The 22,886-nt window shown below is 57.0% G+C and carries 21 protein-coding genes; 7 read left to right on the top strand and 14 right to left on the bottom strand.

The genetic code is table 11. The annotated features are described in order from the left end of the window. Positions 1–32: 32 nt before the first annotated feature. Positions 33–2,528, bottom strand: coding sequence for an EAL domain-containing protein (locus M3P88_RS04075; RefSeq protein ID WP_249614789.1), 2,496 nt, complete (start codon positions 2,526–2,528; stop codon positions 33–35). Continuing rightward, a complete protein-coding gene (locus M3P88_RS15880; protein WP_283773142.1) occupies positions 2,525–2,647 on the bottom strand; it encodes a hypothetical protein in 123 nt (40 codons plus the stop codon). Before M3P88_RS15880 ends, M3P88_RS04075 begins: the two co-directional genes overlap by 4 nt. Before the next feature lie 136 nt (positions 2,648–2,783). On the opposite strand from M3P88_RS15880, the gene hypF reads away from it, so the two are divergent. Continuing rightward, positions 2,784–5,087 (top strand): carbamoyltransferase HypF, encoded by a 2,304-nt coding sequence (gene hypF / locus M3P88_RS04070; RefSeq protein WP_249614788.1) that lies wholly within the window; start codon positions 2,784–2,786, stop codon positions 5,085–5,087. 62 nt (positions 5,088–5,149) lie between these two features. Here hypF and phaR read toward each other — a convergent pair whose 3' ends face one another. Then, complete coding sequence (gene phaR / locus M3P88_RS04065) at positions 5,150–5,722, bottom strand: polyhydroxyalkanoate synthesis repressor PhaR (protein WP_249614787.1); 573 nt, start codon at positions 5,720–5,722, stop codon at positions 5,150–5,152. A gap of 228 nt (positions 5,723–5,950) precedes the next feature. Here phaR and M3P88_RS04060 point away from each other — a divergent pair, with 228 nt between their 5' ends. The 3 genes from M3P88_RS04060 (at position 5,951) to M3P88_RS04050 (ending at position 8,628) form a co-directional block, all read left to right on the top strand. Further along, positions 5,951–6,505 (top strand): phasin family protein, encoded by a 555-nt coding sequence (locus tag M3P88_RS04060; protein WP_249614786.1) that lies wholly within the window; start codon positions 5,951–5,953, stop codon positions 6,503–6,505. 149 nt (positions 6,506–6,654) lie between these two features. Then, positions 6,655–7,782 (top strand): M14 family metallopeptidase, encoded by a 1,128-nt coding sequence (locus M3P88_RS04055; RefSeq protein WP_249614785.1) that lies wholly within the window; start codon positions 6,655–6,657, stop codon positions 7,780–7,782. Positions 7,783–8,145: 363 nt separating this feature from the next. After that, on the top strand, positions 8,146–8,628 hold the full coding sequence (locus M3P88_RS04050; protein WP_249614784.1) for a glutathione peroxidase: 483 nt from the start codon (positions 8,146–8,148) through the stop codon (positions 8,626–8,628). A gap of 43 nt (positions 8,629–8,671) precedes the next feature. Here M3P88_RS04050 and M3P88_RS04045 read toward each other — a convergent pair whose 3' ends face one another. The 4 genes from M3P88_RS04045 to cysK form a co-directional block, all read right to left on the bottom strand. Further along, positions 8,672–9,700, bottom strand: coding sequence for a histone deacetylase family protein (locus tag M3P88_RS04045; protein WP_249614783.1), 1,029 nt, complete (start codon positions 9,698–9,700; stop codon positions 8,672–8,674). A 97-nt stretch (positions 9,701–9,797) separates the two neighbouring features. Further along, a complete protein-coding gene (locus M3P88_RS04040; protein ID WP_349629037.1) occupies positions 9,798–10,193 on the bottom strand; it encodes a YchJ family protein in 396 nt (131 codons plus the stop codon). After that, positions 10,190–10,660, bottom strand: coding sequence for a hypothetical protein (locus M3P88_RS04035; protein ID WP_249614781.1), 471 nt, complete (start codon positions 10,658–10,660; stop codon positions 10,190–10,192). Before M3P88_RS04035 ends, M3P88_RS04040 begins: the two co-directional genes overlap by 4 nt. 43 nt (positions 10,661–10,703) lie before the next feature. Beyond that, positions 10,704–11,636 carry a cysteine synthase A gene (gene cysK, locus M3P88_RS04030; RefSeq protein ID WP_249614780.1) on the bottom strand — a complete coding sequence of 311 codons (933 nt, stop codon included), beginning with the start codon at positions 11,634–11,636 and terminating at the stop codon, positions 10,704–10,706. 120 nt (positions 11,637–11,756) lie between these two features. On the opposite strand from cysK, the gene M3P88_RS04025 reads away from it, so the two are divergent. Next, a complete protein-coding gene (locus tag M3P88_RS04025) occupies positions 11,757–12,623 on the top strand; it encodes an ion transporter (protein WP_249614779.1) in 867 nt (288 codons plus the stop codon). Here the strand turns inward: M3P88_RS04025 and M3P88_RS04020 are convergent. After that, the gene (locus M3P88_RS04020) at positions 12,620–13,738 is read right to left on the bottom strand and encodes a glycerate kinase (RefSeq protein WP_249614778.1); all 1,119 of its coding nucleotides are present in this window, start codon (positions 13,736–13,738) and stop codon (positions 12,620–12,622) included. The genes M3P88_RS04025 and M3P88_RS04020 overlap by 4 nt on opposite strands. Positions 13,739–13,833: 95 nt before the next feature. Between M3P88_RS04020 and trxC the strand changes: the two genes are divergently transcribed. Together trxC and M3P88_RS04010 are read left to right on the top strand one after the other, a co-directional pair. Further along, the gene (gene trxC, locus M3P88_RS04015; protein WP_249614777.1) at positions 13,834–14,265 is read left to right on the top strand and encodes a thioredoxin TrxC; all 432 of its coding nucleotides are present in this window, start codon (positions 13,834–13,836) and stop codon (positions 14,263–14,265) included. A 52-nt stretch (positions 14,266–14,317) separates the two neighbouring features. Continuing rightward, a complete protein-coding gene (locus M3P88_RS04010) occupies positions 14,318–15,241 on the top strand; it encodes a PliI family lysozyme inhibitor of I-type lysozyme (protein WP_249614776.1) in 924 nt (307 codons plus the stop codon). A gap of 34 nt (positions 15,242–15,275) precedes the next feature. Here M3P88_RS04010 and M3P88_RS04005 read toward each other — a convergent pair whose 3' ends face one another. The 6 genes from M3P88_RS04005 to M3P88_RS03980 all read right to left on the bottom strand — a co-directional run bounded on the left by M3P88_RS04005 (position 15,276) and on the right by M3P88_RS03980 (position 22,760). Beyond that, positions 15,276–16,094, bottom strand: coding sequence for a class I SAM-dependent methyltransferase (locus M3P88_RS04005; protein WP_249614775.1), 819 nt, complete (start codon positions 16,092–16,094; stop codon positions 15,276–15,278). A gap of 11 nt (positions 16,095–16,105) precedes the next feature. Continuing rightward, the gene (gene pdxY / locus M3P88_RS04000) at positions 16,106–16,960 is read right to left on the bottom strand and encodes a pyridoxal kinase PdxY (protein WP_249614774.1); all 855 of its coding nucleotides are present in this window, start codon (positions 16,958–16,960) and stop codon (positions 16,106–16,108) included. Positions 16,961–17,105: 145 nt separating this feature from the next. Further along, on the bottom strand, positions 17,106–18,773 hold the full coding sequence (ettA, locus tag M3P88_RS03995) for an energy-dependent translational throttle protein EttA (protein ID WP_249614773.1): 1,668 nt from the start codon (positions 18,771–18,773) through the stop codon (positions 17,106–17,108). A 108-nt stretch (positions 18,774–18,881) separates the two neighbouring features. After that, the gene (locus M3P88_RS03990; protein WP_249614772.1) at positions 18,882–20,537 is read right to left on the bottom strand and encodes a cation acetate symporter; all 1,656 of its coding nucleotides are present in this window, start codon (positions 20,535–20,537) and stop codon (positions 18,882–18,884) included. Beyond that, positions 20,534–20,845, bottom strand: a complete 312-nt coding sequence (locus M3P88_RS03985) for a DUF485 domain-containing protein (protein WP_249614771.1) — start codon at positions 20,843–20,845, stop codon at positions 20,534–20,536. The genes M3P88_RS03990 and M3P88_RS03985 overlap by 4 nt, the downstream gene beginning before the upstream one ends. A 298-nt stretch (positions 20,846–21,143) precedes the next feature. Next, positions 21,144–22,760: a methyl-accepting chemotaxis protein gene (locus M3P88_RS03980; RefSeq protein WP_249614770.1), complete on the bottom strand. Its 1,617-nt coding sequence runs from the start codon at positions 22,758–22,760 to the stop codon at positions 21,144–21,146. Between the last annotated feature and the right edge of the window lie 126 nt (positions 22,761–22,886).

Genomic DNA, 22,886 nt, shown 5'->3' with positions numbered 1-22,886 from the left:
GTATTCGATCAGGACAGCCGCCTTTATAACAGCTAGGCCGCTCTATCCCCAGCCAGCCAGTGGCCCATTTCCTGGGCCGGCAAGGGGCGGCTAAACAAATAGCCTTGCGCCATCGTACAGCCATGCTGCAGTAAAAACTGGCGGTGTTCTTCCAGCTCGACCCCTTCGGCGACAATATCCAACTCCAGACTACGCGCCATCGAGATAATGGCGGCAGCAATGGCGGCATCATCCCGGTCATGATGTAAATCTTTGATAAAGGATTGGTCAACCTTAAGCACACTGACCGGCAGCTTCTTCAGATAAGCCAGCGATGAATAGCCGGTGCCGAAATCATCAATGGAAAGCACAATCCCCAAAGCACGCAAGCTGCTTAACTGGCCCAGCACGTCGCTATCGACATCCATGGCCGTACTTTCGGTAATTTCCAGTTCCAAAAACTCGGCCGGCAAACCGGTCTCGTCCAGAATACGCCGGATCATGGCGACAATATTACCGGAAGCAAATTGGCGTCCGGACAGGTTGACCGCCACCCGCCCATCCAGCACCCCCTGTGCCAGCCAATCACTGGCCTGAGTACAGGCCGTGCGCAACACCCATTCACCGATAGGAATAATCAGTCCGGTTTCCTCGGCCAGCGGAATGAAATCAGCCGGCGAGACTGAGCCCAGATCCGGGCTAAACCAGCGCAACAGCGCCTCGGCACCACAACAACGGCCGCTGGCCAGATCTATCTTGGGCTGATAGTAAAGCGCCAATTCCTCGCGTTCCAGCACCCGGTGCAGCGCAAACTCCAGCTTCAGCCTGGCCATGGCACGGACATTCATATCTGACGCGTAAAACTGGAATGCATTTTTTCCGCGCACCTTGGCCTTGTGCATGGCGGCATCGGCATTCAGCAACAAGGTCTCGGCGTTATACCCGTCATCCGGATACAAGGCGACCCCGATACTGGCGGTAATAAAGAGCGGATTGCCGTCTACCTGAATTTCGCCCGCTAACTGATCCAGTGTTTTCTGGACCTGCGCCGCCAGTAGTACCACGCTTTCCCCGTATTCATACAAAACCCCGAACTCGTCCCCGGCCAAGCGCGCCACGCGTGCACTCTCGGGCAGGCTGGATTTAAGCGTCGTTGCCACCTGACGCAACAAGGCATCGCCGACCTGATGGCCAAGCGTATCGTTGATCAGTTTGAAACGGTCCAGATTGATATGCAGGACAGCAAACTGCCCGCCATTCAGGCTGCGCTGCACCGCATCAGCGACATAATCAGCAAACAATGTACGGTTGAACAAGCCAGTCAATGCATCATGATTGGCCAGATAATGCAAACGCTCTTCAGACAACTTGCGCTGGGTAATGTCCGAGAATACGCCGACATAATGCAGAATGCGGCCATCAGGCTCACGGATGCCGGAGATGGACAGATACTCGGAATACAGCACACCATTTTTGCGCCGATTGACCAGTTCGCCCTGCCAATTGCCTTCATTTTTCAGACTCTGCCAAAAAGCCTGATAGAACTCGGGCGGCTGCTGGCCGGATTGCAGTATCGCCGGCGTATTGCCCAGCACCTCCTCGCGGCTGTAACCCGTTATCCGGGTAAATGCCGCGTTGACATGCAAAATCACCCCCGCCGGATCGGTCACAACGATGCCTTCCTGCGTCGACTCGAAGACCTTTTCCGCCAGCAGCAGGTTTTGACGCGAATTTTCCAGCGCCGCATCCCGTTGCTGCAAAGCTTGCTGCAACTCGGCAATAAATTCGTGCTCGATCGAGTACATGATGTCGACCATGCCAACGATCGCCAGCAAGCGTCCATCCAGGCCTAATACGCCCATATGACGCGTTTTTTGCGCCAACAATTGCTGACGCACCGCCAGTAATGAAGTATTTACCGCGACGCTGCGCATCGGGTAACTGCACACTTCACGCACGGCAACATCCTGCTGCTGCCGGGCAAGCAGCGCCAGCACATCACGCGCAGTCAGAATCCCCCAGCTGCCATCGGCAAAATCAATGGCCAGCGCATCATGGCCGCTATCACGCAGCAGCTGCAAGGCTTCGGATAAAGGACGATCGGCACCGACACTCACCAAAGGTGCCAGTGGCAAGTTATCCAAGCGGGTACAGCGCAAAAAGACCTCACTGCCCTGATTCGATACGATATCGGAGGCCGACACCACGCCTACATACGCTCCCTCTCGGGTCAGTAGTGCATGACGGATCTGCTTCTGCCGAAAAAAGGCCGCCACGTCCTGTGTCCCCAATCCGGCATCGAGTGTGTATACCGGCGCACTCATCACCCCGGCGATCGCTTGCGATAAATCATCATGGCAACCTAAGCCCATCTTCAGCGCGTCGCTTTCAGTCCAGATACCCAGCGCCTTGCCGGCAGGACTCATCACCACGATAGATCCGCAATGCGCATCGACCATCATGCGGGCCGCTACGGCCGCAGGCGTTTCCGGACTGCAACTGAGTATATTGCTGGATGCCAGTGTTGCTATAGCGCGTTGGAACGTCACACACACCCCCAATAAAAAACCGCCACCAGCCATTTATCATGCCCTGCAAGCACGATAAATGCTGGACAATCGTTTTCCACCACCCCTAATTCAATTTGAATAATAACAAATTCATCCAATTTAGTTCATAAAATTATCAATTTCCACTTCCAATCAATATTTAAATGCTTAAAATGTAGAAAATTTCTTTCCGCGCTGCAGCATGGCTCGACATAGGCTGCATACTTATCCGATACAGCACACCGAGAAAAACACATGATGACTTGCCGCACCCGCCTCACTATTCTCGGACGCGTCCAGGGCGTTGGCTTTCGTCCTCATGTCTGGCGCATCGTAAAAAACCACCACCTGAGCGGTTTTGTAAAAAACACCGGCGAAGGCGTCGTTATCGAGTTGCAAGGCCCTGACGAGACCGTGGCAGCATGCCAAAAAGCCCTGCGCCAGAACTTGCCGCCTCTGGCCAGACTGGATAGCCTGAAGCAGGAAGCTATCCCGCTGCAAGATGAATGCGATCATTTCGAAATACTCAGTAGCAGCGGCAAGGCCACACACGCTTATGTGCCGGCAGACATGGCAAGCTGCCCCAACTGTCTGCATGAGCTGTTCGAACCAGGCAATCGCCGCTACCGCTACCCGTTTATCAATTGTACGGATTGCGGCCCGCGCTACAGCATCACCCACGCCCTGCCATACGACAGGGCCGAAACCAGCATGGCCGCCTTTACCCTGTGTCCAAGCTGCAATGATGAATATCACAGCCCGGAAAGCCGCCGCTTCCATGCCGAGCCAAATGCCTGCCCGGCCTGTGGCCCGCGCCTGTCATTGACCGATCGCTTTGGTCAGGCATTGAAAGGCGATGCGATAGCGGGTTCCCTGCAAGTACTCAATATGGGGCGCAGCATCGCGATGAAGGGTATCGGAGGCTTTCATCTGGTCTGTGATGCAAGCAAGGAAGAGGCCGTGAGCCGGGTGCGAGGGCAGAAAAAACGACGGGACAAACCACTGGCCGTCATGGTATTCAATATTGCCTCCGCCCAACGGCTATGCCACATCAGCCCGGAAGAAGCCGAACTGCTAGCATCACGCGAGCGCCCCATCGTATTGTTGCGCAAACGTCATGACACCGATGCCAAGCTTCCTGGTGTGGCCCCTGAACTGGACAGTCTGGGGGTGATGCTGCCTTACACCCCACAACAATGGCTGCTGTTTCATGAAGCGCTGGGCAGACCGGAAGGCCATGCATGGCTGGAGGAAGCTTGTGACCGTGTCTGGGTGATGACGAGCGCCAATCCTAGCGGCGAGCCTATTGTGGTCAGTAACCGGGAAGCACGCGAGCGGCTGAACCAGTTGGCAGATGTCTTCTTGCTGCACAACCGCAACATCGTCGCACGCTGCGACGACAGCGTACTGATTCAGGATGGCAAGCAGCCTCTCTTCCTGCGCCGTGCCCGTGGCTACGCACCGGATCCGCTCCCGCTGGCAAGTTCCGGCCCCAGTATTCTGGCGCTGGGTGCCCAGCATAAAAATACCGTTTGCGTCCTGCGGGGGCAGGAGGCTTTTGTCTCACCGCATGTCGGCGACCTGAACCATCCGCTGAACTGCGATGCCATGGAGGCCAGTGCCCATCACCTGCTTGAGCTGACCGATATCACGCCTGCCGCCATCGCCTGTGACCTTGACCTTAGCCAGAGCTCAAGCCGGCTGGCTGAAGAGATGGCCAGACACTACCGTGTGCCTCTGTTTCATATCCAGCATCATCAAGCACATATTGCTGCCGTACTGGCCGAGCATGGTCACACCAGCCCGGCATTAGGCTTGGCACTGGATGCATTCGGTCTTGGGGAAGACGGCAAAGGCTGGGGTGGCGAACTCATGCAAATCCATGGTGGCCACTTCGAGCTATTAGGCCAACTCGCGCCCCTCCCCTTGCCTGGGGGCTTGCGCGCCATGCACGAGCCATGGCTGATGGCAAGTTCTTTGCTTTATGCACTGGGTGAAGAGCAAGAAGCCCAGCGTCGATTTGGCCAGCGCCCAGCCTGGCCTGCCATTGCCACTCAACTGGAAAAACCGCTGCAACTACAAAACACCAGCAGTATGGCGCTTTGGTTCGCAGCGATTGCGGGTCTGTGTGGTCTGTGCGATGAACAGCGCTTTGACAACGAGGCCTTGCAACGGCTGGAGGAAATAGCAGAAGAATGCGCGCCGATGCTGGATGGCTGGCAGATCAAAGACATGCAGCTCGACCTCATGCCGGTCTGTCGCCAACTGGTCGCCCTCGGAGGTAAAACCGGTGAAATTTCCGGCATCTGGCATGCGACACTTGCCGCTGCACTGGCCGACTGGGCATACCATGGCTGCGCGGCCAGTGGCATCAAGACCGTGGTGTTAAGCGGCGGCTGCTGCAGCAACCGCCGACTGATGGCCGCGTTACTGCCGCGCCTGCAAGAAGGCGGCATCACGGCATTGCGCGCCAAGCAACTGCCCGCAAACGACGGGGGCATCAGCCTGGGGCAAGCCTGGATTGCCCGCCAGCGCCTGCAGGCCCAGACAAAAGGGTAAACGGGTTAAATGCAAAACGCCTGCCACACCGGCAGGCGTTTTGCATGCATCTGCAACAAGCTTTATTTTTTGTTGTTGTCTTCGGCTTGAGCCGGTGGGATAGGAAATCCGGGGAAAGCAAAACCCGAGAACAACTGCTTGGTCTGCTCCTGCATACGGTTTTGCATATCAAGAAACGTCGTGCTGCTCTGCTCCATATAATTCGACATCAGGTTCTGCATCGCAGGTGCCTGGAGCTTCATATACTCACCCCACAAATTGGCATTCCAGCCATTACCATCCGAGCACAAGGAACGGCTCTGCTCCTGCATTTTTTTCTGCAACTGGCCGAAAATCTCCAGATTCTTCTCCAAAAACGGTCCCATCATGCCCTGCATCGCCTGCCCATAAGAACGGATGAACTGGGTCAATACGTCATGAGTAAATATGGGGGAGCCACCGCTCTCCTCCTCCAGAATGATCTGCAGCAAGACACTGCGTGAAATATCTTCCTGGGTCTTGGCGTCCACAACCTGCAGATCGACATTGTCCAGCACCAGGCGCTTAACATCTTCCAACGTGATATATGAACTGGTCGCGGTATCGTACAGGCGGCGGTTGGGATATTTCTTAATAACCCGTTTTTCTGTGCTCATGAAACTCCCCCTTTGTATATTTCTGTTTTACATTGCAACACAACATTACTCTATCATAAAAACAACAGAGTAGAGTTAAACGTCTAGCGCTATGCTGCACTGCATGATAGATTGAGGTGGATTGTGCATAGCACAACTAAAAAAAACAATCACTTGCTGCAAAAAGAACTCAAAACGGCATCCTGAATCGCCCGATTAAAACCTTCAAAGCCAAAGGAAACCGACGATATGAATACCGCCAAAGAACAACTCAATACCTTTTCTCTCAATCACTACGAGATCACATTGCGTGCAGCACAAATCGCACTGGACAGCACTGAGCGTCTGGTCAGGTTCAATCTGGACATCTCCAAGCAGACCCTGCAAGAAAATTCCGAGTTTGCCCGTGAGCTGTCAGGCACCAGCGATCCACAAAGCATCGCAGCAAACCTCAATAAAATGGCCGGCCTCGCTGCGGAAAAAGCCGTAGAAAACGCACGCGGTTTTTACGAGATCATCTCCCAGACACAAAGTGCCATGACCAAACTGGTCGAAGACAATATCGGCAACTTCAATAAAGGCCTGATCAGCTCGATTGAAACCCTGGCCAAGAACGCCCCGGCAGGATCCGATGCCGCTGTCAGCGCCGTCAAAACATCGATTGCAGCCACCGCAGCTGCCGTCAACAGCGTGACGCAAAGCGCACAGCAAGTGGTACACCTTGCCGACAGCAATATCAAAACGGCAGGCAGCGCAACCGCTGACGCTGTTAAAAACGCCAACGCCAAGCGCAACAACGCTTAAGTCTGCACTTTCGGGCTTGCCTTGATTAGCAAGCCTGCATCCGACACCCCGCATGCGGGGTGTTTTGTATCATGGGGGTGATACACCGGCCAACAAGCAGTACAATCTGCTCTTGTTTCCACCGTTCACCGAGCCCGAGGTTATATCGGATGAAAATCAGCAGCCATTTTGACGCCGGCAGTATCGAAGTTGTCCAGTTTGACGATTTTTCCGACATCCAACTCAAGATCCGTCAGGACAATGCCGCCAGCTTTGCCCAATGGTTTTATTTCCGCCTGCAAGGCGCAGCCTACCAACCATGTACGCTACGTTTTCTCAATGCAGGAGAATGTGCCTACCCGCAAGGCTGGCAGGACTATCAGGCCATGGCCTCATACGACCGCGTCAACTGGTTCCGCGTACCGACGACCTATGATGGGCAGACACTGACCATCGAGCATGTCCCGCTGGCCGGCAGCATCTACTACGCCTATTTCGAGCCCTACTCCTACGAGCAACACCTCAACCTGATCGGCCAGGCACAAAGCTCCGGCCTGTGTGATGTCAGCTCGCTGGGCTCAACCATTGAAGACCGCGATATCGACCTGCTGACCATAGGTCATGAAGTCGAGTCCGACCTCAAGATCTGGATTATTGCCCGCCAGCACCCAGGGGAAACCATGGCCGAATGGTTTGTGGAAGGCTTGCTCAATCGCTTGCTGGACCCACAAGACCCGACTAGCCGCTTGCTATTGGACTCGGCCACCTTCTACATTGTGCCGAATATGAATCCGGACGGCGCCATCCACGGCAATCTCAGAACCAATGCCGCCGGTGCCAACCTCAATCGTGAATGGCATGCTCCAAGCGCAGGCAAGAGCCCTGAGGTGCTGGCAGTTCGCCAGAAAATGCTGGAAACCGGAGTCGACCTGTTCCTCGACATCCACGGCGATGAAGCACTGCCTTATGTCTTTGCCGCAGGCAGCGAAGGTGTGCCTTCATACGATGAACGTATTTCCAGGCTGGAAACGCTTTTCAAAGAGCAGCTACAACTTGCTTGCCCGGATTTTCAGGATGAAATCGGCTATCCGAAGCAAGAAAAAGGGCAAGCCGAGCTGACCTGGGCAACCGCTTGGGTTGCCGAACAGTTCCGCTGTCTCGCTTTCACACTGGAAATGCCGTTCAAGGATAACGCTAATCTGCCGGATGACGACTTTGGCTGGAACGGCCAGCGCAGCCTGCGCATGGGCGAAGCCGCCCTCTCCCCCATTCTCGCTGTCTTGCGCCACCTGCGCTGATTGTACATAGCACTGATGCTTTGATGTAAACACCGGCCGGCAGATCTTCCTGAATCAGGCGGACTGCTGGCCGGACAAATATCACCGTTTCCCCTTTTTGTTGCAGATAGTAATCAGATCCATATCCTTTCTCGATTCATCCTCGCTTTTCCCCGATACATGCTCTACCTTTAACGAAGGATCCGGTTTGCCCTTGATGGGCACAGGGTTCTTGCACAGCAAGCTGTTTTCCTTGGGGCGTCGTGGTTCCCCCTTGCCACGGCGCTTCTTTTTTGTCTGTCACTTTCCCGCACTCCTCCACGCATTGCGTTTGGCATGTACCTTGCTTTAAGCTAGCTATTCTTCATCCTTGCGGTAGCCCTGATGCCATCCCCTATCTATCAATACGCGCCGTTGGCGATCAATGGCCAGCCTTTGCCCATAAGCCAGTTTGAAGGTCAGGTTCTGCTCATCGTCAACACCGCCAGCGAGTGCGGCTTTACCCCGCAATATGCCGAGCTTGAAGCGTTGCATCAGCGTTATCACGCCCAAGGCTTGGTCATACTGGGTTTTCCTTGCAACCAGTTTGGTCAGCAGGAACCGGGGGATGCAGCAAGCATTGGTGCCTTCTGCCAGAAAAACTACGGCGTCAGCTTCACCATGATGGACAAGGTCGACGTCAACGGCAAAGACGCGAGCCCTTTGTGGGATTACCTGAAAAAAGAAAAGCCCGGTTTGCTGGGCCTGCCTGCGATCAAATGGAATTTCACCAAGTACTTGGTTGACCGCCAGGGCCATGTCGTCAAGCGCTTTGCCCCGCAAACCCCCCCTGCCTCCATTGCGGACGACATCGAAGCTCTACTGTAAAGCATCAAGGGCTGGCGACAGATCTTGCCGCCAGCCCTCTTTATTATGCGCCTTCAAATCCGGTCAGGACATTGACCGCATTGATGCCGATAGCCTCCACCGCATACCCCCCCTCAAAACAGAACTGGGTAGGCAGACCCAAACGCGCCAGACGTGCACCCAGGCGGGTAAAGTCTTCGTGTTTGAGTGCAAAACGGGAAATCGGGTCACCCTCAAAAGTATCCACGCCAAGCGACACCACCAGTGCCTCGGCACCATAGGCCTGGATGCGGATGCACGCGGCTTCCAGCGCCGCAAACCAGCCCGCGACATCGGTGCCCGCAGCCAAAGGGTAGTTGGCATTAAAGCCCAAGCCTTCGCCCTCGCCCTCCTCGTCGGCAAAGCCGAGAAAGAACGGATATTCGGTGCGCGGGTCACCATGTATGGACAAAAACAGTACATCGGAGCGACGGTAGAAAATATCCTGCGTCCCGTTGCCGTGATGGTAGTCGACATCCAGCACGGCAAGTTTTCGCACACCACCATCCCGCAGACGCTGCGCCGCAATTGCCGCATTATTGAAGTAGCAGTAGCCGCCGCAGTAGTCGTAAGCTGCATGATGGCCGGGCGGACGCGTCAGGGCGAATACCGACTTCTCACCCGAGAGCAGGCAATCGGCAGCGGTGACCGCCACATTAGCCGCCCCAGTAATCGCAGGCCAGGTACCGGCGGTCAGAGGCGTACCGGCATCCATGGAGTAGTAACAAAGCTGGCCTTCGACATGCTCGGGAATCCGCTCGCGCAAGCGCCGCACCTGCCACATTTTGGGCAAGGCATCCCAGTCGCGCCCGCTCGCCGACCAGCGCTCCCAAGCCCGCTCCCAAAAACGCACATAGCCCTCATCATGCACTTTGAGCACGGGCGCCAGCCCATGTGACTTAGGCGCCAGCACCTCGCCCAGCATCTGGGTACGAACCTGCGCCAGCACCATATCGGCACGCGACGGCTTCTCAAAGCTTGCCGTCAGGGTGCCGTTATAGAGTTCAGCCCGGCCTTGATGCAAGTGGTGATCATCGGTATAGACAGTGCGCATGGCATCCCCGCAAAACAAGAAAACCACATGCTGCCCTGCTTTCAAGACTCAGGTCAAACAAGACCTTCAAGCTGTTTGCGCTGGCGCAATGCCGGTTTTACGCGATGTCGCCATCCACATAAAACCAGCGTCCGTCTTCAAACACAAAGCGGCTTTTTTCCGTCAAACGCTGCGCCCGGCCACCCGCTTTGTAGCTAGCGACAAATTCGACCGTCCCTGCGCTGTCGCCAGGCAGGCCTTGCGACAGCGAGAGGATCTCCAGCGCCATCCATTTAACTGAGTCTTCGGCCAAATTCAGGCTTGCCGGACGAGTGGACGCATGCCAGCTGAGCAAGAGATAGGCGGTGTCCTTTTTGACATAGGCCGTGTAACGCGAACGCATCAATGCCTGGGCACTGGGCGCGGCCTGACCGTCCAGGTAGGGCGCGCAACAGGCGTCAAAAAACAGAGCGCTGCCACAAGGACAGCGCTCTAAAGTCTGCTTTTTTTTCATTGCAAAGGTGGAAGGCTGTAAACCTTCATCAGGAAATTGGTAAAGGCAGGATCGCTAGGCTTAGGTTTCAGATACAGCCAGCGACGCTGCCAATTTTTAAGCAGCTCGAACATGCGGTTATGCGCCATCGGCTGGGTCATGATATCAGCGTCCCGCGCCACCGCCATCTGGCGGTAGGCACGAAATACCTCATCATCCACGCTATTGCGCCCGACCCAAGCCAGACGGGAACGCCCCAGCGCATCGGCCGCCTGGGTGCGCGTCATGCGCCCCGTCTTTACTTCGTCTGCCAGCCGGTTGGCTTCGAACAGCAAACGCTCGCTCTGACTTTGTATAGCCGGCTTGACCACTTCAGGCTTGGGCGTGGGCTTGATGACAGCCGGTGCGCTGGCCTTGAAAGGGTCGAAACCGGCACAACCGGCCAGCAAAGACGCCGCAAGAAAAACAATCAACAGTTTTGGTTTCATGTCTGCATTCTATACGACGTTGGCGCAAGCGACCGCCAAAGCCTCAAGCCAGATCTTCAAATAGCGGGGTCGACAGATAGCGCTCGCCAAACGAAGGCACGACCACCACGATCAGTTTGCCGGCGTTCTCGCTCTTGCGCGCCAGTTGCAAAGCCGACCAGACGGCGGCACCAGACGAGATCCCCACCAGCAGCCCCTCTTCTTTTGCCAGCGCACGCGCGGTGGCAAAAGCGTCGTCATTCTTGACGCGGATAATCTCATCATAAACGGCCGTATCCAGTACCGCAGGCACAAACCCTGCACCTATACCCTGCAATGGATGCGGCCCCTTGGCGCCACCGGACAGAACCGGCGAGGCATCCGGCTCGACCGCGACAATCTGCACTCCGGGTTTGTGTGCCTTCAGGAAAGACCCCACGCCAGTAATGGTGCCGCCGGTGCCAACCCCGGCCACAAAAATATCGACCTGGCCATCGGTGTCACGCCAGATTTCTTCGGCCGTTGTGCCGTAGTGAATGGCGGGATTGGCCGGATTTTCAAACTGCTGTGGCATGAAATGGGTCGTGGGGTTTGCCTCTACCAGTTCGCGCGCACGTGCAATCGCGCCACCCATGCCTTCCGGCCCCGGCGTCAGGATCAGCTCGGCACCATAGGCTTTCAGCAGCATGCGCCGCTCGCGACTCATGGTTTCCGGCATGGTAATCACCAGCTTGTAGCCGCGTGCAGCGCACACCATAGCCAACCCGATGCCGGTATTGCCCGACGTCGGCTCGACGATCACCGTGTCCGGCCCGATTTTGCCGGCCTTTTCACCCGCGTCTATCATCGCGGCGGCGATACGGTCTTTGACCGAATGCGCCGGATTGTAGAATTCCAGCTTGACCACCACGTCGGCGACACAGCCTGCGGTCACGCGGTTGAGTTTAACCAGAGGGGTGTTGCCGATCAGATCGGTTACCGTATTGGCGATGCGCATGAACTGCTTCTCCTAGATAGAATAGCGGGCTGAGGTTTCATCTCAGCCACTATATTAAACAGAATAATAAACACTGCCATAATATCTATTTTTTATAAGAAAGAAACCAAGCCCCCCGCTATGGAACAAGAACCTCTGATCCCGCTACAAGGCTGGCGCCGCAAGCTGTACATCATCATCTTTGAGGCCGACACCCGCGCCGGGCGCAGCTTCGACATTATGCTGCTACTGATCATTGTCGCCTCGGTGCTAAGCGTCATGCTGGAAAGCGTGGCCAGCATACGCGAGCACTATGGGCCGCTGCTGCAACAACTGGATGTGGTATTCGCCCTGTTTTTTACCGTCGAATACATCCTGCGCCTGGTATGCGTGCACAAGCCCATGCGCTACGCCAAAAGCTTTTTCGGTGTCATCGATTTGCTGGCCGTGCTGCCCTTTTATATCGGGCTATTTATTCCCGGCAGCCATTTTCTCGCCGATATCCGCATCCTGCGCTTGCTGCGCCTGTTCCGCATCCTCAAGCTCACCCACTATATCGGTGAAGCCCAGCAGTTAAAGCGCGCCCTGATAGCCAGCCAGCGCAAGATCACCGTCTTTCTGGTGACCGTCATGATGCTGGTCATCATTCTGGGTACGCTGATGTATCTGATTGAAGGGCCGGAGAACGGCTTTAACAGTATTCCGCACAGCATTTACTGGGCCATCGTCACCCTGACCACGGTCGGTTTTGGCGACATCACGCCCAAAACGCCACCGGGTCAGGCACTGGCCAGCGTCGCCATGATTATGGGTTACGGCATCATTGCCGTACCGACCGGCATCGTCAGCGCCGAGATCGCCAAAGGCGGAGCCAGCCCTCAGCCGGAGATACGCTCGGGCACGCGTTTATGCCCGCACTGTTTCAGCGAGGGACATGACTGGGATGCACGCTATTGCAAATATTGCGGCGGCCATTTGCCGCGTCCGGCCAAGGGCACGGTCAGCTAAACACGCCGGGCCCGTAGCACCGTCCGCGCCAGCTGCTCGCAAGCCTGTTCCAGCAAGGCCGGCGCCTGTGCCATGGCCGTAGTTAAAGGCATAGGCCCGCTGCACAGCGAGAAGCAGCCATCAAAAGCCGCCGCCAGACGCCCTGCGCCATCCGGCCGGATGGCACCGGACAGCAGCGACACCGGCACGCCGGCAGCTTGCGCCAGTTGCGCCACCACAAAAGGCGCTTTGCCCGACAGGGTTTGCGCATCAGAGGCGCCTTCTCCGGTCAGCACCCAGTCGGCTTCGCACAAGGCCGCCGCCAAGCCGGTGTGGCTTGCGACCGCCTGCGCCCCGGATGTCCGCTGTCCACCCAGCAAGAGCAAGGCCCAGCCCATGCCGCCCGCAGCCCCGGCGCCTGCCTGCTGCGCCTGCGCTTCGCCTCCGGCCAGCACGGCAAGGCGCTGTAACACCTCGTCAGCGGCTAACTGCTCGGCGGCACTCAGCCCTTTTTGCCCGCCGAAAACCGCAGAGGCACCTTGTTCGCCGCACAAGGGGTGATCGACATCGCTCCACAACTCGATCCGGGTATGCGCCAGACGCGCGTCCAGCGCCGACAAATCCACCTGTGCCAAGCCCTGCAACCCCGCAGGGCTGGGTTGCAGCCAGCGCCCTTGCCCATCGACAAAGCGTGCACCCAGCGCCAACAACAGGCCGGCCCCGCCATCGTTGGTCGAGGAGCCGCCCAAGGCCAGCGCCAGATGTGTCGCCCCCTGATCCAGCGCGTCCAGCATCAGTTCGCCCACACCCAAACTGCTGCGCTCAAGCGCAGAGCCTCCCGGCACCTCCGTCAAAGGTACAACCTGCGCAACTTCTATCACGCAACAGCCGTCAGGCAAGCAAAGATAGGCGGCAGTTCGCATCTTTCCTGCGGCATCATGCACTACGCACTCGCGCCAAAGCCCGCCTGACACGCTATAAAGCGTGTCCAGCGTACCTTCGCCGCCATCCGCCATCGGTTTGAGCGTCAAACGTGCCTGCGCATCGGCCCGGCGCACGCCCGCCGCCATCGCCTCCGCCACGCGGGCTGCAGGCAAGGAGCCCTTAAAACTATCGGGCGCAATCAGCCAATGCATAACAACTCCACGTCAAATAAAAAGCATTCTAAAGACATGAAGCGACCTTCTATAGTAAAAACTTCAATCGATTAAGACCGCTCAAGGAAACCATCATGCAACTTGTCTGCCCTGACTGCGGCGCCAAAAACCGCGTACCCGACGAGCGCCTGTATGCGCAGCCGCTATGCGGCAAATGCAAAACCCAGCTCATGGCCGCCATACCGGCCACCTTGAGCGAAGCGGCCCTGCCGGGCTTTGTGCAAGGCACCGAACTGCCGGTATTGGTCGACTTCTGGGCGACTTGGTGCGGCCCGTGTCAAACCATGGCACCGCAGTTTGCCGAAGCGGCAAGGCAAGCCACAGAAATACGCTTTGCCAAAGTCGACAGCGACAGCGCGCCACAGGCGTCGGCCCGCTACGCCATACGCAGCATCCCGACGCTGGTGCTATTTAAGCATGGCCGCGAAATTGCACGCCAAAGCGGTGCCATGGCGGCGGCGCAGATCCTCGCTTGGGCACGGCGTGAGTTGGCTCTTCATCCTTGATGGGCAAAGCACTGGCGATGCCCCCATCCACAACAGTCACCAGGAGTACATCATGAAAACATGGCAAGCCTGTCTGCTCGGCCTGTCCTTGCTGGCACCGTTACCGGCGCTGGCTGCCAGCGACATTCCGCAGCAGACGATTATTTTCGCCAAGGGTAGCAGCAGTGCCCGCATCCAGAGCCAGATCAAAGGCGATCAGATGGTCGACTATCAGTTACGCGCGCGCGCCGGGCAAAAAATCCGCATCGATTTCACGCCAAGCAATCGCTCCGCCTACTTCAATCTGCTGCCACCGGGCTCAGAGGAGGCTCTGTTTATCGGCTCCACACTGGGCGATGAATACAGCGGCGTGCTGCCCGTCGATGGCGTGTACACTATCCGCGTCTACCTGATGCGCAATGCCGCACGACGCAATGAAACAGCCCGTTACACGCTTAAGGTCGGCATAGAGGCCAGCGCACATAAGGCCACGCCAACCGCCTTCGACCAGACACTCAGCCTGCAAGGCGTCAGCTTTCATGTCACGGCGAGCAATGTGGGCTCGATTAACCAGCTCACCATCACTCCGTCCGGCCTTGCAGGCAGCCATGCGCCCATCAAGCGTGAAATAGACGGCAGTGTAAGCGGCGCCGAAGTGGCCGACCTTAATGCCGATGGCTCGCCCGAGCTGTATATCTATGTCAACTCGGCTGGCAGCGGCAGTTATGGCTCGCTCCTTGCCTACGCAGCCAATCACAAAAAAAGCCTGAGTGAAATCCACCTGCCCGCACTTGGTGACGATAAAAAACTGAGCGCCGGCTATCAGGGCCATGATGCGTTTGCCGTCGGAGAAGGCCGGCTATTGCGCCGTTTCCCCGTTTACCAGAACGGCGATAGCAATGCCAAGCCCACTGGCGGCATGCGCCAGATCCAGTACCGCCTGGAGCCAGGCGAAGCGGCTTGGCATTTGAAGCCAGACAAGGTGCTGATGTACTGAAAGCGCCAAGAAAGACGGGCTTAAAGCAAGCGCATCAATAGATAAAGCGCGCCTTCAGATTACCCAGCATAAAGGTGTCGACAATGGATTCGGCACGTTCGCGCGCACCACCGCGCTTATGCCCCTTGCGCGCCACAATCAGCTCGTTTTTCATCGAGTGTTCCCAACCCACCAACTCGGTCACCGTCAGCTGGTAGCCATGCGACTCCAGCAACAGGCAACGCAATACATTGGTCAGCTGGCTGCCCATTTCGCGGGTATGGATGCCGTGGCGCATCAGTTCGGACAAGGGGGTACCGGCCAGCAGCTTTGCCTTGACCTGACGCAGCTCGGCCGCTACCTCGGCCTGGCAGCACGGCACCAGCACAATAAACTGGGCATCCTTTTCCAGCGCGAAGCGGATCGCATCATCGGTGGCGGTATTGCAGGCGTGCAAGGCGGTAACGATATCGACCTGTTTGCCGATAGCCGAGTCCGAAATCGATTCGGCCACCGTCTCGTTGATAAAGCGCATGCGCGCAAAACCCAGACGTTCGGCCAGCGCCGCCGTGGTTTTTACCAACTCTTCGCGCGTCTCGATGCCGATCACCTCGCCCACATTCAGGGCCTTGAGCACCAGATCGTACAGAATAAAGCCCAGATAAGACTTGCCGGCACCATGGTCGACGATGGTCACATCGCCCTTTTGCTCGACCACTTCGCGGATCAGCGGCTCGATAAACTGTACCAGATGGTAGACCTGCTTGAGCTTGCGCCGGCTGTCCTGATTCAGCTTGCCGTCGCGGGTCAGGATATGCAGCTCTTTCAATAGTTCAAGCGACTGCTCGGGCTTGATTTCGTAACTTTGTGCCATGGATAGCTCTTTCAAATGGGTTGCGCGGCAAAGGTATGCGTCGGGTTTTCATACTCGCGCTGCGCGGCCACCACCGCCAGCTCGTAACGCCCCAGACGCTGCGTCTCCTGCAACATGCCGTATACGGCGGCGGCGCAGTGTTCCAGCGCCTGGCGCAAGGACTTGCCGGACAATAGGCCAACTAAAAACAGGCCGGAAGTCATATCACCCACGCCAACCGGATCACGCGCAAAATCAAAAATAGGCCGCGCAATCAGCCAGGCTTCGTCCCGGGTCAGGGCCAGCATCTGGAACTGATCGGCCGGCTTGGCCGCGTAATGCAGATGCTTGACTAGCACCACGCGCGGGCCGCGCGCCAGTACTGAGCGAGCCGCTGCGACAATCTCGTCCAAGGTGTCCAGCTTGCGTGCGGCAATGATTTCCAGCTCCAGCTGGTTGGGCGAAATAATATCGGCCACAGCCAGCGCTTCACCGACCAGAAACTCGGCCACGCCCGGCGCAACGATGCAGCCCTTGGCCGGATGACCCATCACCGGGTCGCAATGGTAGAGCGCTGCCGGATTGGCCGCTTTCACCTGACGCACCGCGTCGAGGATCTGCACGCCCTGCTCGGCACTACCGATATAGCCGGACAAGACGGCCGTACATTCATGCAGGGCATCAATCGCATGGATGCCGGCGGCCAGTTCGCTGATTTCGGCCGGCGGCAAGGCACGGCCGCTCCAGCGGCCGTACTGGGTATGGTTGGAAAACTGCACCGTATGCAGCGGCCACACATTGGCGCCCATGCGCTGCATGGGGAACACCGCTGCGCTGTTACCGGCATGGCCGTACACCACATGCGACTGTATGGACAGGATATTCATCGACACACTCCGGCGGTATCGCACCGCACATAATGGAAAAGCCCGCCGTCACAGGCGGGCAGGCAATAAACCGGATCAGGCTGCGTGGAGTAGGACGAGCAGGCGGCCTTGCCACCTAAGCCGCCCTCACCCACCCCTTCAATCCTTAACGGGTCACCGGCTTGTAGCGGATGCGCTTAGGCTTGGCACCCTCTTCACCCAGACGCTTCTTCTTGTCGGCTTCGTATTCCTGATAGTTGCCGTCAAAGAAAGTCCACTGCGACTCGCCTTCAGCCGCCAGAATATGGGTGGCGATACGGTCGAGGAACCAGCGGTCGTGGGAAATCACGAACACGGTGCCGGCGTATTCCAAGAGCGCATCTTCCAGCGCACGCAAGGTTTCCACATCAAGGTCGTTGGATGGTTCGTCAAGCAGCAAGACATTGCCGCCCTTAAGCAAAGTCTTGGCCATATGCAGACGGCCGCGCTCGCCACCGGAGAGCATGCCGACCTTCTTCTGCTGATCCGCGCCCTTGAAGTTGAAGCGGCCCAGATAAGCACGGCTGGACATCTCGAACTTACCCACCGTAATCAGGTCATTGCCGTCGGCCACGTCCTGGAATACGGTCTTGTCGCTATCCAGATTTTCACGCGACTGCTCGACATAGGCCATCTGCACAGTCTGGCCGATTTTCACTTCGCCCGAATCCGGCTTTTCCAGCCCGGCGACCATCTTGAACAGTGTCGACTTACCGGCACCGTTCGGACCGATAATGCCGACAATCGCGCCAGCCGGTGCCTTGAAGCTCAGATTGTCGATCAGCAGGCGGTCACCAAAGCCCTTGGACACGCCGTCAAACTCGATCACTTCATTGCCCAGACGCTCGGCCACCGGAATAAAGATTTCCTGCGTTTCGTTGCGCTTCTGGTGTTCGAACGACGACATTTCCTCGAAGCGGGCGATACGCGCCTTACTCTTGGCCTGACGGCCTTTCGGGTTCTGGCGGACCCACTCCAGTTCCTGCTTCATCGCCTTCATGCGCGCGCCTTCGCTCTTGGACTCCTGCTCCAGGCGCGCTTCCTTCTGCTCCAGCCAGCTGGAGTAGTTGCCCTTCCACGGAATGCCTTCGCCGCGGTCCAGTTCCAGAATCCATTCGGCAGCATTATCAAGGAAGTAACGATCGTGCGTCACCGCCACTACGGTACCGGGGAAGCGCACCAGGAACTGCTCCAGCCACTCGACCGATTCGGCATCCAGGTGGTTGGTCGGTTCGTCCAAGAGCAGCATGTCAGGCTTGGACAGCAACAGCTTGCACAGCGCCACGCGGCGCTTCTCGCCGCCGGAGAGCGGGCCGATCTTGGCATCCCATGGCGGCAGGCGCAGCGCATCGGCAGCCAGCTCCAGCTGCAGTTCGATATTGTCGCCGGCACCGGCCGAAATAATGGCTTCCAGCTTAGCCTGCTCTTCAGCCAGCGCATCAAAATCGGCATCGGCTTCAGCGTAAGCGGCATACACCTCTTCCAGACGCTTTTGTGCGCCCATCACTTCACCCATGCCGCTTTCGACTTCTTCGCGCACGGTTTTTTCGGCGTCCAGCTCCGGTTCCTGCGGCAGGTAGCCAATATTGACGCCCGGCATATGCTGGACTTCGCCTTCGTACTCTTTATCTACGCCGGCCATGATGCGCAGCACGGTGGACTTCCCCGAGCCGTTCAGACCCAACAGGCCGATTTTGGCGCCGGGAAAGAAGGAAAGCGAAATATCCTTGATGATCTTGCGCTTGGGCGGTACGACTTTGCTCACGCGCAGCATAGACATTACATATTGGGCCATGGTGTTCGGTATCCGGCTAATGCGAAAACATGCAGTTTACCAAAATCGGCCGGACAAAAGAAAACCGCGCGCCTGTTGGCACGCGGTTTAATGATGAAGAATAAAGGCTTAGTGGTTATTGGCAGCCGCAGCACCGATACCGGTTTGCGCCCGAACCAGCTGATCATCGAATGCGGCGCGCTCTTTCTTGGCCTGGGCACTCGAGTCCAGCATGGACACCACAATCGTGACCATAAAGGCCAGCGGCATCGAGAACAGCGCCGGATGATCATACGGGAAGATCGCGGTTTCGTGACCCAATACCGTTACCCATACCGATGGCGACAACACCACCATGGTCACCGCCGAAATCAGGCCGGTGAAGCCACCCAGCAAGGCGCCGCTGGTGGTCAGGCCCTTCCAGTACATGGACAGGATCAGAATAGGGAAGTTGGCCGAAGCGGCGATACCGAAAGTCAGACCCACGAGGAAGGCGACGTTCATCTTCTCAAACATAATGCCGAGAATAATGGCCAGCACACCCAGCACGATCGCGGCGATCTTGGACACCTTGATTTCGGTCTTTTCGTCAGCCTTGCCACCGCAGATCACGTTGGCGTAGATGTCATGCGAGATCGACGAGGCACCGGCCAGCGCCAGACCCGACACCACGGCCAGAATGGTGGCGAAGGCAACAGCCGAGAGGAAGCCCAGGAACAGGTTGCCACCCACGGCGTGCGCCAAGTGCATGGCAACCATATTGCCGCCACCGGCAATCTTGCCCGCCAGATCACCATCGACAAAGTACAGCGGGTTCGTGCCGACAATCACCATGGCGCTAAAGCCCAGCGTGCACACCACGATAAAGAAGAAGCCGATAAAGCCGGTGGCCACGAACACCGATTTGCGTGCTTCGCGTGCATTGGGCACGGTAAAGAAGCGCATCAGGATGTGCGGCAAGCCGGCAATACCGAATACCAGACCCAGCGACATGGAGGCGGCGTTAACCGGATCCGCCAGCATGGAGCCCGGCGCCATAATGCCCAGCCCGCCCTTGTGTACTTCGACTGCGCGTTGCGCCAGCGTCTCGTAGCTGAAGCCAAACTCGCTCATCGCCATCAGCGCGAGGGTGGTACCACCGGCCAGCAACAGCACGGCCTTGATAATCTGCACCCAGGTGGTGGCAATCATGCCGCCAAAAGTCACGTACAGCATCATCACCACGCCAACAATCACCACGGCAACCGGGTAATCCAGACCGAACAGCAGTTTGATCAGCTGACCGGCACCCACCATCTGCACGATCAGATAAAAGCAAACCACGGTCAGCGAACCAAAGGCAGCGAAGGTACGGATTTTCTTCTGGTCGAGGCGATAGGATGCGATATCGGCAAAGGTGTACTTGCCGAGGTTACGCAAGCGCTCGGCGATCAGGAAGGTCACCACCGGCCAGCCGACAAAGAAGCCAACCGTATACACCAGACCATCGTAGCCCTTGGCAAACACCATGGACGACAAGCCCAGCAAGGTCGCTGCCGACATATAGTCACCGGCAATCGCCAGACCATTCTGGAAACCGGTAATGCCACCGCCGGCGGTATAAAAATCGGATGCCGACTTGGTACGGCGCGCCGCCCACCAGGTAATCACCAGCGTACCGGCGACGAAGATAAAGAACATCGCGATCGCGGTCAGATTCAGCGGTTGCTTCTCGGCAGCTTCAACCGCAGGGCCGGCGATGGCGCACAACGGAAACAAAGCGAGGGTAGACAGTAGTTTTTTCATTTGCGCGCTTCCTCAACGATTTCGGCGTTCAGGCGGTCAAACTCGCTATTGGCACGACGCACATACAGACCTGTACAGGCCCAGGCAAAGAAAATGATAAAAGCGCCAATCGGTACACCGATAGACAGCACGCCACCTTCAAACAGCGGTGTTGCCAAAAATTCCGGACTGCTACCCACCAGCAGCATAAAGCTGTAGTAAACGGCCAGCACCAGTGCAGTCAGTCCCCATGCGGTACGCGAACGCTTGCCTGCCAGCTCGCGATACTTGGGATTGGACCGTATACGGTCATTGATATTGTTAGACATACTTTCTCCTGAGGTTGCAACACAGCATGGGCAACGCATAAGCATTTCCCGGCTTTTAGGGGTAGCTTTCCTCGTTTTTCAGCCTGTTTTTAGGCTTGCGACGGGTTTTCTACCGGTAGATAACCCGAGTTATTCACCAGAGCCCCTACTCTATTATTGCGCTGCATCATGCCACGAGCAAACATTCATGACAAGCAGGTACGTCGTTGCCTTATAAAAAAAGGGTAAACCCCATGCATAGTGGGGTTTACCCTGACAAAAATGACACACCTCCTTCTTACTGAGGAGGCCAAAAACGCTAGTGCAGTTTGAAATGTTGCACCGAGTCTTGCAGTTGGCGCGCCAATACCAGCATGGCTTCAGTCTTGCCCGCTGCTTCAGCGGCAATAGCGGCATTGTCGCTGGCACTGGCCGCCACCTGCTCTACATGCTGTGCAATATCGGTACTGACAGCCACCTGCTCATGCAAAGCGCTGGAAATATCCTGCACCGCATGCTGCACAGCATCCGCGCTTTGTTCGATGCGGCTGATGGCCTCCTGCCCCTGATCGGTCAGTTCGACCCCCAGCACCACCTTGCCGACCGCATCTTGCATCGCACTACGGGTATTTTCCGATAGCTGCTGGATATGACCGATCTTGGTAACAATTTCTCCGGTCGCCGTTGAGGTACGTTCTGCCAGTTTTCGGACCTCATCCGCCACCACGGCAAAGCCCCGCCCCGACTCGCCGGCACGCGCAGCCTCAATCGCGGCGTTAAGCGCCAGTAAATTAGTCTGATCGGCAATATCGCGAATCACGGCCACAATGGACGAAATGCCGGATACATCACCCGCCAGACTGGACAAGGTTCCGGATGCCACATCCACCCTCTTATTGATTTCACGCATCTCATCGGCGGCGCCCCGTACTACCGCGCCACCCTCGCGGGAAAACTCGCCCGAACGCGCCCCCAACAGGCGCGCCTGCTCGGCATTGCCGGACAGCACACCTACACTCTGGGTCATCTGCTCCACCGAAACCGCCATGGCCGAAGCCGCTGCGCTTTGCTGGCTGGCACCACCGGCCACCTGTGCAACATGACGGGATAACACGCCGACTGTCCCGGTCAGCTCTTCGCTGGCACTGACAACCTGCCCCACCATCGCGCGCAGATCACTCTGCATACCGGCAATACCTGCCAACAAGCTATCGTGATCACCCGCATTCAGTTTCACCTGCGTATGCAATCTGCCAGCCGCAATTTCCCGCACCACCTGTCGCGCATAAGCCGGCTCCCCACCCAGTTGCCTGATGATATTGGACGAAATTTTCCAGACCAGGCCGCACAACAGCAAGACCAAGATCAGCAAGGCGACACCCTGTTCGATTGCATGCCCCCGCACATCGGCATTAATCTCATCGGTATAAATGCCCGTCCCCACAACCCAGCCCCAGCCCGCAGACTTCAGCACCATGCTGACCTTTTCGACCGGCTCATCCGCACCCGGTTTAGGCCATGGATAGTAGGCTGCCGTTTTTTGGTTCACAGCCTGCGAAAAAATATCCCCCAGACTACGACCATCCGGGGTTTTGAGCGCAAACATACTGCTGCCCACCAACTGCGGTTTAACCGGATGGGCAACAAAATTCATTTTGCTATCGAGAATGAAAAAATAACCATCCTCGCCATAACGCGAACTCATTACCGCAGCCTTGGCACGTGCTTGCGCCTCAGCCAGCGGCATCTGGCCCGAAGCAGCGGCTTTTTCATACGACTGAATAATGGTCAGCACCGACTCGGACAGGCGAATAACCTCCTGCTGATACGACTCCTGTAGTGAGCTGCGCAAATTCTGCAAGCCCCAGCCAGCCATCAATACCACGCCCAGCACGATCGCAACCAACAAGGTCATCAACTGCTTTTTAATGGACATATTTCCCCCAAGCTGCTGCAGGCATATTTATAAACACGACTAATTGTCATGTAATATGCATTAAAAACTTATGTTTGACTATCAGGGAAAACCTACACATCCCGCCCCACAGACAGGATACCTAGC

The organism is Craterilacuibacter sp. RT1T (genome assembly GCF_023502145.1).
Taxonomy (GTDB): domain Bacteria; phylum Pseudomonadota; class Gammaproteobacteria; order Burkholderiales; family Chromobacteriaceae; genus Craterilacuibacter.
The sequence above is the reverse complement of the archived record's forward strand: the minus strand, read 5'-3'. Positions and strand labels throughout refer to the sequence as shown.

Excerpts from the sequence above, each read along its gene's own strand:
- hypF (WP_249614788.1), top strand. The coding sequence starts at position 2,784 with ATGATGACTTGCCGCACCCGCCTCACTATTCTCGGACGCGTCCAGGGC.
- phaR (WP_249614787.1), bottom strand. The coding sequence starts at position 5,722 with ATGAGCACAGAAAAACGGGTTATTAAGAAATATCCCAACCGCCGCCTG.
- M3P88_RS04060 (WP_249614786.1), top strand. The coding sequence starts at position 5,951 with ATGAATACCGCCAAAGAACAACTCAATACCTTTTCTCTCAATCACTAC.
- M3P88_RS04055 (WP_249614785.1), top strand. The coding sequence starts at position 6,655 with ATGAAAATCAGCAGCCATTTTGACGCCGGCAGTATCGAAGTTGTCCAG.
- M3P88_RS04050 (WP_249614784.1), top strand. The coding sequence starts at position 8,146 with ATGCCATCCCCTATCTATCAATACGCGCCGTTGGCGATCAATGGCCAG.
- M3P88_RS04045 (WP_249614783.1), bottom strand. The coding sequence starts at position 9,700 with ATGCGCACTGTCTATACCGATGATCACCACTTGCATCAAGGCCGGGCT.
- M3P88_RS04040 (WP_349629037.1), bottom strand. The coding sequence starts at position 10,193 with ATGAAAAAAAAGCAGACTTTAGAGCGCTGTCCTTGTGGCAGCGCTCTG.
- M3P88_RS04035 (WP_249614781.1), bottom strand. The coding sequence starts at position 10,660 with ATGAAACCAAAACTGTTGATTGTTTTTCTTGCGGCGTCTTTGCTGGCC.
- cysK (WP_249614780.1), bottom strand. The coding sequence starts at position 11,636 with ATGCGCATCGCCAATACGGTAACCGATCTGATCGGCAACACCCCTCTG.
- M3P88_RS04025 (WP_249614779.1), top strand. The coding sequence starts at position 11,757 with ATGGAACAAGAACCTCTGATCCCGCTACAAGGCTGGCGCCGCAAGCTG.
- M3P88_RS04020 (WP_249614778.1), bottom strand. The coding sequence starts at position 13,738 with ATGCATTGGCTGATTGCGCCCGATAGTTTTAAGGGCTCCTTGCCTGCA.
- trxC (WP_249614777.1), top strand. The coding sequence starts at position 13,834 with ATGCAACTTGTCTGCCCTGACTGCGGCGCCAAAAACCGCGTACCCGAC.
- M3P88_RS04010 (WP_249614776.1), top strand. The coding sequence starts at position 14,318 with ATGAAAACATGGCAAGCCTGTCTGCTCGGCCTGTCCTTGCTGGCACCG.
- M3P88_RS04005 (WP_249614775.1), bottom strand. The coding sequence starts at position 16,094 with ATGGCACAAAGTTACGAAATCAAGCCCGAGCAGTCGCTTGAACTATTG.
- pdxY (WP_249614774.1), bottom strand. The coding sequence starts at position 16,960 with ATGAATATCCTGTCCATACAGTCGCATGTGGTGTACGGCCATGCCGGT.
- ettA (WP_249614773.1), bottom strand. The coding sequence starts at position 18,773 with ATGGCCCAATATGTAATGTCTATGCTGCGCGTGAGCAAAGTCGTACCG.
- M3P88_RS03990 (WP_249614772.1), bottom strand. The coding sequence starts at position 20,537 with ATGAAAAAACTACTGTCTACCCTCGCTTTGTTTCCGTTGTGCGCCATC.
- M3P88_RS03985 (WP_249614771.1), bottom strand. The coding sequence starts at position 20,845 with ATGTCTAACAATATCAATGACCGTATACGGTCCAATCCCAAGTATCGC.
- M3P88_RS03980 (WP_249614770.1), bottom strand. The coding sequence starts at position 22,760 with ATGTCCATTAAAAAGCAGTTGATGACCTTGTTGGTTGCGATCGTGCTG.